This window comes from Azospirillum sp. Marseille-Q6669 (assembly GCF_965111635.1).
In genome coordinates this window covers 583,107-596,566 of sequence record NZ_CBCOOP010000004.1, presented here as the reverse complement: position 1 = coordinate 596,566, position 13,460 = coordinate 583,107, and the positions used below count along the sequence as shown (strand labels likewise).

General features: G+C 59.9%; 11 protein-coding genes, 3 pseudogenes and 1 other annotated feature. Of the genes and pseudogenes, 6 read left to right on the top strand and 8 right to left on the bottom strand.

Annotated features, from left to right (window positions below; translation table 11 throughout):
- Positions 1-5: 5 nt before the first annotated feature.
- Positions 6-263 (top strand): annotated as a pseudogene (locus ACWPXE_RS24100) (transposase); the annotation flags it as partial.
- Positions 264-515: 252 nt separating this feature from the next.
- Here the strand turns inward: ACWPXE_RS24100 and ACWPXE_RS24095 are convergent.
- Positions 516-1,625, bottom strand: coding sequence for a Fic family protein (locus ACWPXE_RS24095; RefSeq protein WP_454019849.1), 1,110 nt, complete (start codon positions 1,623-1,625; stop codon positions 516-518).
- Positions 1,626-2,274: 649 nt separating this feature from the next.
- Between ACWPXE_RS24095 and ACWPXE_RS24090 the strand changes: the two are divergent.
- Positions 2,275-2,490: pseudogene (locus ACWPXE_RS24090) on the top strand (IS6 family transposase); the annotation flags it as partial.
- 156 nt (positions 2,491-2,646) lie between these two features.
- Positions 2,647-3,081: pseudogene (locus ACWPXE_RS24085) on the top strand (transposase); the annotation flags it as partial.
- A 285-nt stretch (positions 3,082-3,366) separates the two neighbouring features.
- On the opposite strand, the gene ACWPXE_RS24080 reads toward ACWPXE_RS24085, so the two are convergent.
- From ACWPXE_RS24080 to ACWPXE_RS24055, 6 genes are all read right to left on the bottom strand, one after another.
- A protein-coding gene (locus tag ACWPXE_RS24080; RefSeq protein WP_454018120.1) for an IS3 family transposase occupies positions 3,367-4,598 on the bottom strand; the annotation gives its coding sequence in 2 pieces (ribosomal slippage) (positions 3,367-4,304 and positions 4,304-4,598; 1,233 coding nt in all).
- Positions 4,198-4,314, bottom strand: a sequence feature (AL1L pseudoknot). It overlaps the preceding gene by 117 nt.
- A gap of 50 nt (positions 4,599-4,648) precedes the next feature.
- On the bottom strand, positions 4,649-6,010 hold the full coding sequence (locus ACWPXE_RS24075; RefSeq protein ID WP_454019848.1) for a bifunctional DNA primase/polymerase: 1,362 nt from the start codon (positions 6,008-6,010) through the stop codon (positions 4,649-4,651).
- A 1-nt stretch (position 6,011) separates the two neighbouring features.
- Positions 6,012-6,140 carry a hypothetical protein gene (locus ACWPXE_RS24070; protein ID WP_454019847.1) on the bottom strand — a complete coding sequence of 43 codons (129 nt, stop codon included), beginning with the start codon at positions 6,138-6,140 and terminating at the stop codon, positions 6,012-6,014.
- 43 nt (positions 6,141-6,183) lie between these two features.
- A complete protein-coding gene (locus tag ACWPXE_RS24065) occupies positions 6,184-6,444 on the bottom strand; it encodes a helix-turn-helix transcriptional regulator (RefSeq protein WP_454019846.1) in 261 nt (86 codons plus the stop codon).
- Positions 6,445-6,557: 113 nt separating this feature from the next.
- Complete coding sequence (locus ACWPXE_RS24060) at positions 6,558-7,202, bottom strand: hypothetical protein (protein ID WP_454019845.1); 645 nt, start codon at positions 7,200-7,202, stop codon at positions 6,558-6,560.
- Positions 7,183-7,704, bottom strand: a complete 522-nt coding sequence (locus ACWPXE_RS24055; RefSeq protein ID WP_454019844.1) for a site-specific integrase — start codon at positions 7,702-7,704, stop codon at positions 7,183-7,185. Before ACWPXE_RS24055 ends, ACWPXE_RS24060 begins: the two co-directional genes overlap by 20 nt.
- Here ACWPXE_RS24055 and ACWPXE_RS24050 point away from each other — a divergent pair.
- Positions 7,633-10,125, top strand: a complete 2,493-nt coding sequence (locus ACWPXE_RS24050) for a strawberry notch C-terminal domain-containing protein (protein ID WP_454019843.1) — start codon at positions 7,633-7,635, stop codon at positions 10,123-10,125. The genes ACWPXE_RS24055 and ACWPXE_RS24050 overlap by 72 nt on opposite strands.
- A 26-nt stretch (positions 10,126-10,151) precedes the next feature.
- On the opposite strand, the gene ACWPXE_RS24045 is transcribed toward ACWPXE_RS24050, so the two are convergent.
- Positions 10,152-10,439, bottom strand: a complete 288-nt coding sequence (locus ACWPXE_RS24045; protein ID WP_454019842.1) for a hypothetical protein — start codon at positions 10,437-10,439, stop codon at positions 10,152-10,154.
- 443 nt (positions 10,440-10,882) lie between these two features.
- On the opposite strand from ACWPXE_RS24045, the gene ACWPXE_RS24040 reads away from it, so the two are divergent.
- A complete protein-coding gene (locus ACWPXE_RS24040; RefSeq protein ID WP_454019841.1) occupies positions 10,883-11,881 on the top strand; it encodes a hypothetical protein in 999 nt (332 codons plus the stop codon).
- A 560-nt stretch (positions 11,882-12,441) separates the two neighbouring features.
- Positions 12,442-13,398, top strand: a complete 957-nt coding sequence (locus ACWPXE_RS24035) for an ankyrin repeat domain-containing protein (protein ID WP_454019840.1) — start codon at positions 12,442-12,444, stop codon at positions 13,396-13,398.
- Positions 13,399-13,460: the final 62 nt, after the last annotated feature.

Sequence of the window (13,460 nt, the reverse complement as noted above, 5' to 3'; positions counted from 1 at the left end):
CGCGCAAGCGCGAACGGACTCCGGAGTTCCGGGCCGTGCACGCGCTGCGGGCCGGGGTGGAGGCGGCCCTGTCCCAGGGGGTGCGCCGCTTCGGCCTGCGCCGGGCTCGGTACGTCGGCCTCGCCAAGACCCGTCTCCAGCACGTTTCTATCGCCGCCGCCATGAACCTGGTCAGGATCGGCGACTGGCTGGCCGGCGTCCCGATCGCGCCAACCCGGCGGTCGCACTTCGGCCAACTCGTCGGGCTTGCAGGCGCTACCTGATTTCGCCAGCAGTGTCGGGTTTGCGGATGGACCCCAAATTTCTCCTCGATCCGCCGAACCAACGCCTCGGTCGCCTTGGGCGAGAAACGCGCCCGCGGCGGTGCTGGCGCGGGTGAAGACATGCCCGTGAATGGCCCCGCCGTCGACAACGAGGATGATCCAACCGTTGCCAACGGTGATAACAATGTCGCCTTGATCGAGCACGGCGGAGATCCGTTCGATAGATTGGCTCAGGTGCAACGGTGGGAATTTTCAATTAGCATCGGCCTGATCGCCTCCGAGGGGGCCGCCGGGCAGCGCCGGTTCGGCGCCGAAGGGGCGGTTGATGATCCGAAGGGCCTCGACCGCAGCAAAGTGGCGGTTGCGGCGGTGCCCCGTGCGCTCCTCAAGGATCCTGCAAGTAACCAACTGATCAACCGCGCTGGAGGCCGCTTCGAACGTGACGCCCAGTATGGTCGCCAGACGCTTGACGGTGATGACCGGGTAGTGCGGCAACACATCGAGCGCTCGTAGGGCGGCCGATGCGGATCGGAAGCGCCGGCGACCGAGCCAGACCCTGCGAAGCTCCGCTAGGGCGGCGCGCGTGATCATGAGCTCCTCGACGGTCCCCACAACGGCATCGGCGAGGTAGCCGACAACGGCGTGCCACTGGAGGCGCTGCTGCGCCTCCTTCAGCGCAGCGTAGTAGCCGGCTTTGTGCGCCTCGATGTAAGGAGACAGGTAGAGCGGCACGTGCCCATCAGCCGCCATCATCAGCGGCAGGAGCAGGCGCCCGACACGACCATTGCCGTCGCGGAATGGGTGCACCGCCTCGAAGTGAGCGTGTCCGATCGCCATGCGGGTCAGCAGCCCTTGCGTCTGCGTCTGCATTCCCCGGCAGCGCAGGTACTCGACGGTTTGCGCTAGGCACTTTGGCACCAAGGCGGGTGGCGGCGGGTTATACGTCGAATAGGCGATGTCTCCGCCTCCACCGATCCACGCGACAATCTTCCGGAGTTCTCCGGGCTCATCCCGATAAGTCGTGTCGCCGCGCATGACAGTGCGGTGCAGCTCCCGCAGCAGATCGACGGTGAACACCGCTGGGCCTTGTTCCCGGGCGAGCGGCAGGAAAGCGTCGAGCGCGAGGGCGTAGTCCTTAACCTGAATGGCGGCCTCGGTCGCTTCGGCGTCCTCGGTTTCTTCGACGGACAGGAGTTCGTCCAGGGTTGAGTGCGTTCCCTCGATGCCGCTGGAGGACACCGCCTCCCGCCGGGTCAGCACGCGGCTGAACAGGTACGGGTCGTGGAGCTCGGCGGCGAGGGTGGCCACCCGTGCCAGAGCGCGGTTCGCCGCCTCGCTGCGCGCCAGGACCGGCGCCAGCATCACGGCGTCCTCGGGCGGGGGCAAGGGGACAACGCCGTGGTGCGCTTGGTGCGGCTCAGGTAGGCGGACCAAGCGCTCTCTGACGTGATGATGCAAATCCTCGCGGCGCATAGGGCTCTCCCGAAACCTTGAGCAGAAAGCGCTGCGGCGCCATCTTATTCAAGGTTATCCCATAAACCTTGAACAAAAAGATATGGGTGCTGCTGTGTTCAATGTTTCCATCCGCCGTACGCACGCAAGGTGCGCTCATGTGACGGTGACTGTCGACGCATTGTCGAGGCGGCTCCGGACATGGCCTACTCCACCGTTGGTGGTGGCGGCGAAATGATGCCTGGACAGCCGGGAAACCGGGGTCGTATTTAACGGCATTCCGGCCAGAAATCCCACGATCCTTTTCCACGAACCACGACGAACCACAGGATTCGTCACGACCCCGTCAACGTCCGTCGTGTAGCTTGGCGAGCAACGGGGCGTTCTCGGATGCCCATTCGTGGAGGCGCAGGATCGCCTTTACTCCGGTCTCTATCTGCTCCAGTTGCTCGTCGAATCTCTCGTCTGTAGGGTCGATGGACGGCGTCGCAGGACGGACCCTAAGCACTGAGCGGCACCATCAAGTCGACGGTGGCGGGGGTGCGGGTATAGGGTTGCCATGACGACGCCCCGTGTCCCCCGCTACATCGGCTACCGCTTTCCCGCCGAGGTCATCGCGACGGCGGTGTGGCTCTACTTCCGCTTCCCCTTGAGCCTGCGCATGGTCGAGGAGATGCTGGCGGCCTGCGGCATCACCGTGAGCCATGAGACGGTGCGGCAATGGGCCTTGAAGTTCGGCCGCGAGATCGCGGACCGGTTGCGCGTTGCGCGGCCGTGTCCCGCCGAGTGGTGTCTGAGACGTGAGGCTGGCCCGCCGGAGCGGTCCCCATAGCTGGCGCAGGCGGGCCAGCCGTCCAGGAGCGGGCGGCCACCGTGCTCTTCGGCTAAGTTGAGGTTGCTTGACGACCATCAACCGAGACGGAGTGACACGATGACCGGGGACAGGATCGCTCTTCACGAACTGATTGGAAAGAGCGCCGACGCCGACTTCCTGCGCGAGATGGTCGGCTTCGCCGCTCAGCGCCTGATGGAGTTGGAGGTCGAGGCGTTGACCGGCGCCGGTTACGGCGAGCGCTCGGACGAGCGGTTGACCAAGCGCAACGTCTACCGCGAGCGAACCTGGGAGACCCGCGCCGGCGCCATCGATCTGCGCATCCCCAAGCTGCGACGCGGCTCCTACTTCCCGGCTTTCCTGGAGCCGCGGCGCACAGCGGAGAAGGCGCTGATCGCCGTGATCCAGGAGGCGTACGTGCAGGGCATCTCCACGCGCAACGTCGATGACTTGGTCAAGGCGATGGGCATGACCGGTATCTCCAAGAGCCAGGTCAGCCGCCTGTGCGAGGAGATCGACGAGCGGGTCCACGCCTCTGTTCATGTCGGATCAGGATCAGCGGGTCGCCATCCTTCGCCTTGTCGACGATCTAGTGGCATGGCTGATTGATTATGTGAACCCGCCTTTTGATATCCAGTATTGGAATGCATCTCAGCGGCCCTACGAATGGTGCAACAAGTTCATGGGTTTCTGCGCGCAGCTGTCTGGCTTCCTGTCCGCAGACGAGGCCTGGGAGCATCTGGTCGAACCGTTTACGAGGCTCGAACGGGATAAGGGTTTTGAACCGCGCCGGGTTTCCCGGAGGCCATTCGGTTTGAGTCACGCCGCCAAGGCGACGCCCTCGGTTTGAGCATAGTAGCGCGCTTCGGCCTCGGCAGGAGGAATGTTGCCGATGGGTTCGAGCAGGCGGCGGTGGTTGAACCAGTCCACCCATTCCAGGGTGGCGAACTCGACGGCTTCCAAGGTGCGCCATGGCCCACGGCGCCGGATCACCTCGGTCTTGTAGAGGCCGTTGATGGTCTCGGCCAAGGCGTTGTCGTAGGAATCGCCGACGCTGCCCACGGAGGGCTCGATGCCGGCGTCGGTGAGACGCTCAGTGTACTTGATGGCCACGTATTGCGATCCGCGGTCCGAGTGGTGGATGAGGCCGCTGCCCTTGGCCGGCCGGCGCTCATGGAGCGCCTGCTCCAGGGCGTCCAGCACGAAGCCGGCGTGGGCGGTGCGCGACACCCGCCAGCCCACGATCCGGCGGGCAAACGTGTCGATGACGAAGGCTACGTAGACGAAGCCCTGCCATGTGGCGACATACGTAAAATCAGCCACCCACAGAGCATTCGGGCGTGGCGCCTGGAATTGGCGGTTTACCCGGTCAGCCGGGCATGGCGACGCGCGATCACTGATCGTGGTCCGCACCGCCTTGCCGCGGATCGCTCCCTTCAGGCCCATGCGCTTCATCAGCCGGGCCACCGTGCAGCGCGCCACGTCAAGGCCTTCCCGCCGCAGCTGCCGCCACACTTTGCGCACTCCATAGACCTGGAAGTTCTCGTCCCAGACCCGTCGGATAGCCAAACCCAGCTCCGCGTCTCTTTGCGAGCGGGCCGGCGCCTTGGCCGGATCGACCCGCCGGGCGGCGTGGGCGTGATAGGTGGACGGGGCGATCGGCAGCACCTTGCAGATCGGCTCGACCCCGTGGACGGCGCGATGCGCGTCGATGAAGGCGATCATTTCCGAAACGGGCGGTCGAGCTCCGCCTGGGCGAAATACGCCGATGCCTTGCGCAGGATTTCGTTCGCTTGGCGCAGTTCCCGGACCTCACGCTCCAGCGCCTTGATCCGCTCCAGTTCGTCCGTCGTCGGACCGGGCCGCTTGCGCTGGTCGCGTTCGGCCTGCCGGACCCAGCCGCGCAGTGTCTCGGGGTTGCAGCCAATCTTCGCCGCGATCGAGCTGATCGCCGCCCACTGCGAGGCGTGCTCGCCTTCGTGCTCGAAGACCATCCGAACCGCGCGTTCGCGGACTTCAGGAGCGTATTTGGGTGATGCCGGTTTCGTCATGATGACCCCAGTCTCTCAAGAAACGGAGCCTCCGGGAAACCCGGCGCGGTTCACTCTCCAGCCAGAACAAGGTCTTGAACCGGACCATTGGGGCCGAGTGCTCCACCGCTTACCACGAACTTTCCATCGTGCATGCCCGCGACGGCGACACCCGCGATGCGTTCCATCGGAAGGGTGGACAGATAATGCTTAATGCGCTGAACGTCGGCGTCGCTGCCGGTGAAGGCCATTGCGGAACGGTTGAGTGCCTGTCTGAAGCTGCGGGCGCCAAGCCAGACATCGGGGGCAAGCCGGACATTGGCTTCAACAGACCCGCCGACAAGTTTCACGTCGAGGAACTCACCCCGTTCAGGCACTTGGATAGCCCGTATAGGTCTGATCAAGAAGGTGGTAATCGGCACCATCTTCTCCGTATCGCGGACGAGTGTTACCAATGCCAGCCTTCCATCCATCTCCCGGATTTGAGGGTAGAGGCCATCCCTTTCTGAGCTTAGTGCTTTTCTCATTGCCCGGTGCAGATCCTTCATGATCTGCGTCCGATCCGCGACGTTGCCCATGGGCCGCGACAAGTCGGCCTTGGCTTGGAATTCGGAGATGATCCGGTCGACTGCCGTCTCAACAGACACTTCGTCATCAGGCGTAAAGCGGGCGTTCCAGATCAAGGAAGCAAGGTACTGCTTGCGTCCATCGACTATTTTGCCTGTGTCCGGGTCCGTTTCCCATTGGTAAGGAAACGGGCGTTCACCGTCGGCCATGCCTATGTCGTCGTTTGACACGCCGGCGCGCGTCAAACGCAACAGCCAGTCTGGGACCGGTACCGGCTTGACGCGGTTAACCCACCCGTATTCTCCGCCGGACTTATGGCTGGATGGAGGGAGGATCAGATAACCGGCCCGGCCTCGTGTATCGATGTGCCGCCCCAGGGCGTCAGACCTGCTGAGCAGGGTGTCTGTTCCCGCCGCATCGTAATCAGCGGAAAAGAAGAGGTGCAAGCCGCTGCCGCCTGACCGAGCCATAGCAGTGCACGGCCATTTGTTTGGATAACGGGCCATCAGAGCCTGGAGGCTTTTGTCTCCAACTTTTCCTGGACCCTGATCAACGTCCACGACGAACAGGCCGGACACTTCCGTGGCAACAGCTATGTTGGCTTTTGGAAATTTCCCCCACCAGTTCCTGATGTTCTGCGGGTCGATCGTCGCGTCCTTAAAGCCATTCGCCGTCAGCGGATGCTTTCCAGGGCTGCTACAACGGGGCCTTCCGCAGCTGCACTGGCCGTTTTCGATCCAATGAATGGGAAAGACATGCCAGCCATTATCAGCGTAAAGGAGAGCCCATTCCATATTGGTTTTTGGATTGGTGAGGCCTTTACGTTCCGTGTCTTCGGGGTTATGGTTGTTCTCTTGAGAGTCCATGTTACAGCTCGTCAGCCAAAGGTGGTTGCCGATCCACCGTTCCGCCCGACACGGAGCGGTGGATTGGCGGCACCGGCACGCCGCCGCTCATCGTGGGCAGGCCAGTGCCGCCCATCGCCGGTTCGTTCATGCGCTTGATTGCCCGCCGGGATAGACGGGGAGAGGGCGTTGTCTTACGCTGCGCCGGTATCTAAGGCCGCATCGTCGCGGGCCATCATCCGGTTGCAATGACGCTCTTGGATGCGGGCGTTCAGCCAGGCGAGGATTTCAGACTCGATCCAAGCAACACGGTTCGCCGAAAGGTGAACCTGCTCTGGGAAGCGGCCTTCTGCAATGAGGGTATAGATGCGAGGCTTGCTCAGAAGAACAATCTTCTGAACTTCATTGATTAGGAGGAATCTTTCTCCTGAGCGAACGCTTGAAACTGCTTTCATGACGTTACCTCGATTACTGCGACGATAACGCCTTATACGTTAAGGTACTCCGTGCGGTACGGCAAGACCGGCGAGTTCCGAAATTTACCTGCTAATCAATCTATTCTTGGAAGTCAGCTTCGTTGTGTCCGCCCTTTTATAGTTTCTGGAAAATATGTCCTCCTCACTGATTCAACCGTTTTTCGTAGGCTGCCAATGTTGGGGATTCGCCTCTCGTGTTCTGGCGGAAGAGTGGCGTGTTTAGCTACAAGATCAACCGCATCTACAATAAATTGTGCTGGATTTGCTTCAGGAACGTCGGACTTAGCCTTGGCCTGGTAGCGCCCCGGTCCGATCTGTTGGAAATACGGAACGAATTTTCGTCCAAGACTGTTAATCCAAAATTCAGCAAGCAACCTAACGGTAACTTCTTCAGCGGTGTTCTTTGGACGACCGACGGTCCTCTTCATTAGTTTGTTTATGAGATCATCTCTTATATTTATGAGCGAGTCTATTCCCGAAATGAAGTTGTCTAGTTCATCATTTCTGGTGAATCGGATAAAGGGGTCGCTTTGTATTAATTCGTGAAGCTCAACAAGTTTCATGCGTATTTCATCTATTTGGTCAGTAATTTCGTAAATATCGTATCGGTATTCGTTTTGCGCTTCATATTCATAGAAAATTTCACACAAAGACAGTGTTTGTCTTAGTTCGCTTGTATTGTTTATTTTGTACTTGGTTGCTAGTTTGATGATCTCCTCATCCCTCTGGTCGTTCATGGTCTTCTCCATTGCGCAATAGATTGGTTATGCGACTACCCCACGCCTCCAGCGCCTCGCGTTTCTCCGGAAGGTAGCTGTGGCGTGCATAGATCCTCGTCACCCCGCCCTCGGCATGGTTCAGTACCCGCGAGATGGTTGTGAGCGGAACCCCCAGGCGAGCCAGCCCGGTGCCGCAGGTGCGCCGCAGATCATGGATGCGCCAGCCCTGGACGCCGGACTTTGCGTCAAGTCGGAGCTTGGCCTTGCTGTACCCGCTCACCGGCTTCAGGCCTCCGGTCGTCGTGAACACGTAAGGGCCGGAAAAGCGGGGGATGCCGGACAGGATCGTCATGGCAAGGGTGGACAGTGGCACCTCATGCGCACGGTCGGCCTTCGTCCGTGCGCGCGGCAGCGTCCAAACATCGTTCGTGATTTGTTCCCATCGCATTTGCGCGACTTCCTCCCAGCGCTGGCCGGTGACGAGAAGCATCTGCACGAGAGTGCCGAACGGGTAGCCCATCTCCTCCGCCGCCTTCCACACGGCTTTGATCTCCATGTCGGACAGGACACGGTCCCGTTCAAGGTCGAGAACCTGTCGAGCTGTGACCGCCTTGGGCTCTGGGGCTTCGGCACCCCCTTCGCCACCAAGCTCGCCTTCATCGACCAGATCAAGTCCGGCGGCATCGCCGCGATGGAGATCGTCACCCGCGACCTGAAGGCCCTTGGCCGCTACGGTGCCCGCTCCCTCTCCTACGAGGATATCCGGTACCGGCGGCTGGTCCACGACCTGACGCCGGAACAGGTGGCACTCTACGACGAGATGGCCGAGGCGTGGCAAATCGTGCTGGCCAACGTCCACCAAGCCACCAAGCTGGTTGGCACCGCAAGCGACGGGCAGGCGATGTCCAAGACGATGAGCGCCTTCTGGGGAACGCACCAGCGGTTCTTCAATCAGGTGCTGACCGCCATGATGATGCCGACGATCCTCCAGGAGATGGAGGAGGATGTCCGGACCGGGCGGTCGCCGCTGCTCTACTTCGTCAACACCAACGAGGCCGCCCAGGAACGCGCCCTTGCCCGTGAAGGCGCCGAGGAAAACCTCGACACGTCGCCGCGGGAAAGCTTGATCCAATACCTGGAACTCTGCTTCCCGGTGAAGCAGCACGAACCCTATGCCGATGAGGTCGGGAACATCCGGGTGCAGGCCGCCACCGATAGGGCCGGCGCCCCGATCATAAACCAGGAAGCCCTGGAGATGCGGGAGAACCTGCTGGGGCGCATTGGGTGCCTCCGCGTCCCGAACGGCCCGCTGGAGCAGCTTCTGGACCGCTTCGGCCCCGACATGGTGGCCGAGCTGACCGGACGCACCAGGCGTATCGTGAAGCGGCCGGACGCCAGCGGCGTCGTGCGACCAGTGATCGAGCCACGCGGTAAGGCCCACATGATGGCCGACCTACAAGCGTTCCAGGAAGACCGAAAGCCGATCGTCGCCTACAGCAACGCCGGAAACACCGGCATCGATCTCCATGCCGGGCGGAAGTTCAAGAACCGCCGGCAGCGGGTGCTCTACATCGCCCAGGCCGGCTGGAGCGCGAAGGAAGCGACCCAGGCCGTGGGCCCCCCGCACCGCTCCGACCAGGAATCGGCGCCGGAGGTCGTGCTGTGCACCACCAGCCTCAAAGGGCACAAGCGGTTCATCACCTCGATCGCCCGGCGGCTGGGCCAACTCGGCGCCCTCACCAAGGGCCAGCGCAACACCGGGAAGCAGGGGCTGTTCAGCGAGCGCGACAACCTCGAAGGCGAATACGGCTCCGCGGCACTGTTCCAGCTCATCAAGGATCTGGACTCCGGCAAGGAGGTCAGCGGCCTCAACATCGACGAGTTCCAGCGGCAGTTGGGATTGAAGCTGCTGAACGAGGAAGGCGACCTTCTGATCGCGAAGCTGCCGACCGTGAAGCAGTTCCTGAACCGTCTGCTGTCGATGCGCGTCGATCCGATGAACCGCCTCTTCGATGAGTTCGCCTCCCGACTGGATCAGGCCGTGGAAGCGGCGGCTGAGGCCGGCCTGCTCAACGTCGGAGTGGAGACCGTCATCGCGGACAGCATCGAGGTCATGTCGCCACCGCGCGTCGTCTACACCTGCCCCCGGGCCGGCGCCGAGACCACCTACACCGAACTCAAGGTCTGGCGCCGGAACAACCCCATCAGCTACGACGAGGTGATGGAGAAGCACCCCGACATCCTGCGGTTCGTGAAGAACCGGAGGACCGGGCGCGTCTATGCACTCCGCCAGGCGCACAACCGCACCGACCTCAAGGACGGCTCCGTGGTGCCGCAGTACCGGCTCGTCGGGCCTCTGCACACCCACTACGTCGATGCCAAGCACATCGATGATCGTTTCGCGACGTACGACTTCATCGACCGCCGAAAAGCGCGCCCTGTCTGGGCTGCCGAGGTCGGGCAGAGCGAACCCTTCCAGGTCGAAGCCATGCACGTCATCTCCGGCATCCTGCTCCCGATCTGGGACAAGCTGGCCGACACCGGAGAGCCCAAGGTCTATCGGCTCCAGACCGATGACGGCACCCGCCTGCTGGGACGCGTGGTGCCGGCGGTGCAGATCCGTCAGGTGCTCGCCAAGCTGGGGGCCAACTACGGGAAACCCTGGTCACCGAAGGAGGCCATCGAGACGGTGCTGGCCGGTCATGACCTCCAGCTCGCCAACGGCTGGCGGGTGGTGCGGGCCAAGGTCTACGGCGAGGCCCTTATCGAACTGAAGGGGCCGTCCTGGGGGAAATATTACCAGGACTTGAAGAAGGTCGGTGTGATCCAGGAGATGATCTCCGGCGCCACCCGGTTCTTTGTGCCGCATGGCGGGCCGGGGGTGTTGGCGAAGGTGATCCAGTTCCGGCCCGTGGTGGATGGGGGAATAGCGGGGCGGTGACGCCCCGCAGCAAAGCTCTACTCAGGTCAGGTGCCTGCCTTCCGCAAAGCATCCAATACCTCTTCTTCAGAAGCGTTACCCACACCCTGAGGGTCGTAATAGATTTCGACCGGAATGAAATCCGGCGGATTCACATCATCTGAACGGGTACTGCCCGAATGCAGCATACCCCTGCTTCTCCATGCATCCTCAACAATGATCTGCATGGACGTGCCACCCTCCATCCTTTTCCCGACATGTCGGCGGATTGCACCTGTACCATCATTGGTATTGGAGAGAGGAATGTGAACAATTGGGACAGAAAGCAAAGCCATGACCTTCTCTCAATGTTGTTAAGAGTGAGCTCTGGAATTATACATGTGCTCGAGCCACCTTCACAGGTATATAATTAGTATTCGAAAACGCCGCAATCTTGGATCGCACGTCAAAATTCGTGAAGCTGCTTTCCTTCGATTCGGTAGTACCTTACCCAATGTGGACGTGCTTGTGGACTGAACCAGACGGATCGTATCGTTTGTACATCCGTAGACCCAAAGCATTCAGTGGGCTGCGCAGAGCTACATACATAACGGTTCGTTTGGCGCACACCCTCCTCCTTTAGGTCCCGTGTCGCGAGGCATCAGGTATTCTCTCGCTCTGTTTTATACATATCATTGTATGCAGCAATTCGACACCTCCACCTATGTACCTCGAATGCATGCTGGATAATAGATTGAGCCGGAAATCTAATGCCCTATCCTATGATGCGGAGGGTAGATTGCTTACGCACCTGTGCCCTGTATTTAGGTTTGGCGTTCTCCTGGTTCCCGGGCTTTTTCTGACAGGCTGCGAGACGTTCAACGTCCTGCAACAGCCAGAAGCACGCGGTACCGGGGGCGGGGGCACGGTGCGTGTGGCGGCGTTGTCGACCCAGGCCGGAAAAGACGAGCGGCTACCCAATATCAGACTCCCGCCGGAGGGGACCCGGGAACGTGTCGCAGAACCGCCGCCGCTCGGGCCGACGAGCGACCGGCGCAAGGAACCGAAGGCCGTTCAGGACGTGTGTTACCCATTACAGGAGCGTGACCGCCGGCCGCGCCCGGAGCTTGGGTTGCTTGGGCCGACGACCATCCCTCTGATCATGGCCGGTGTGGAGCTGATTTACTCGTCGCTGTCCAACGCGCTCAAGGACAGCGCCACAGAGAAAATCAAGCGGTTCCAAGCGCCTTACAGTGGCCAAGTCAACGTCGCTTCCTTTGCCGTTGGGAACGAGGATGGGCGCGTCCGGTGTCTGGAGTTGGTGCGGACCATCGGAGACGGCTCCGCCGGACCGACATCAAGGATTGTGCTCGGCCTCGTTCCAATCGGGAAGACCGCGGTCGAGATCATCCCTGTCTATGTGCGGCTCAATCAACTTGCCGCCTCGACCCTTCCGAAAGAGGGCGGCGGCCAAGTTGCCCTGGCCATCACGGTGGGCGTGGAGACGCTGGCATCGGATGGGGGTGACCTCGGGGTCCGCCATTACCAACGGAATCTGACCCTCCAGAACATTCGCGCCGGACAGGATTATGAACGTCCCCGCGCCAACGCGTCGGCCATCATGCCGCTTCCGTCGGGTCAGCCGGCGACTATCGTCGTGTCGGTGACGGAGACCGGTGACGGGTTCCAGTCAATCAAGGATTTTGAGGCTGCCTTCGACAGCAACTCCAGAATCATTGGGAGCGCCATCGGGAAAGCCGTCGAAACTCGGCTTACGGCGATCTCGGAGAAAGATTAGCCGGAACGCCCGCAGGGCAATTTGGCGCCGCGCACCTCCGCTGGCATGCATTCGGCGGAGGGAGCGACATTGCCAATGGGCTGTCCCTCTGCGTGTTGCACCACTGGCTGCTCGACCTCGGGGTGCTGACCTTGACGCTGGACGGGCAAGTCGAGGTGAGCCGGTCGATCAGTGGGCCGTCAGCGCGAGCACTCCTGGATCTGAACGCTGCGCCGGTGCTGGCTCCGGTCGATCCGACGCTTCGACCGGGGCCACAGAATGTTGAGTGGCACAGGCGGCAGGTGTTCCGTGGGTAAAAAAGGCTCTCCGGAAAAGCGGGTTGATCCGGGGTCAAATCGCATCATCCTCGATCAGCCGCACCAAGGTTGATTCCACCGCCCTGATAACCGCAAAGAAGCCCATTCGCAACTCTTCCGACAGCCCCCAGCGACCATAAGCAGATCAGCCCCTGACCAGTCGATATCCGTGGAAGGGGAGTACGGCATCCCTCTTCAGGATGCTTGGCGCTTGCTCTCAAGTTGCTGCATGCTTCATAGAACCTCGAAAAATAAGGCACGGAAATGAATATTCGTGTATGCAGCGCTGTAAAGTTCGCGCTAATTCTTTGCTTCGTCACTGGCCCTGCCTTCGCACAAAATACGTCAAATGCAAAGTGCGAAGCAATTAAGCCAGTGCGTCCAGTTGATACCGAAGTTCAAAACGAAACGAAGGCATCAGCTAATATACTCTTTAAATCTTTAGGAACTGCTGATTTCGAAAACAATTATAAGAAACTTGAAAAAAACCTTATAGATAAAATGCCAAATGCCGATAGAGTCCATATTTTTAGCTCATCTCTGTATATGCTTTGCGAGTTACTGTTCTCTAGCAGCGTATCCGACACTGAAAAGTTCGACAGATATGAAAAGCTAATGGATCGGTGGGCGACTCCTCCTCCTCCGCCGCCAGAGTCGAAGCTTGGGCCAAAGGTGGTAGCCCAGTTGTCTTTAATGGGGTTTGGTGACGCTGTGAAGGGATTGAAATCTTCAGATTTGTCATCCAAGTCTCCAGAATTCTTTGAACCGCTTTTAATAGCTGCTGTAAAAGACGGAAATGCTGATTTGGCTCAAGAGCTAATTAGCATAGGAACAAATCCGAATAGCACGCGCATGGTCCAAACTCCATTAATGTGGAGCATTCAAGAAGGAAATTATTCAATGTCAAAGCTTTTACTTGAAAAATGGGGTGCCAATGCAAATGTCGCTACTCCCGAAATTAAAAGTACGGCACTGATGTGGGCTCGCGATAAACCTATTCCATTCGCAAAGCTGCTTCTTGAAAATGGCGCTGACCCAAACTTGGTAAATAAGGCTGGCTGGAGCGCACTTCATTTGGCTGCCGCGTCTGGCAACCTCTTGGTAGTTCAGGAAATGCTTAAATATGGGGCGAAAAAGGACCTAAAGACAGCTGATGGCCAGACAGCGCGGGACATAGCGACAACGCGAGGCTTTCATAATATAGTCGAACTTCTTAATTAAATAATTAATATATGAAATATCCATTAAGTAAAACGGTCGTCCACAATGAATTATTGGCAAGA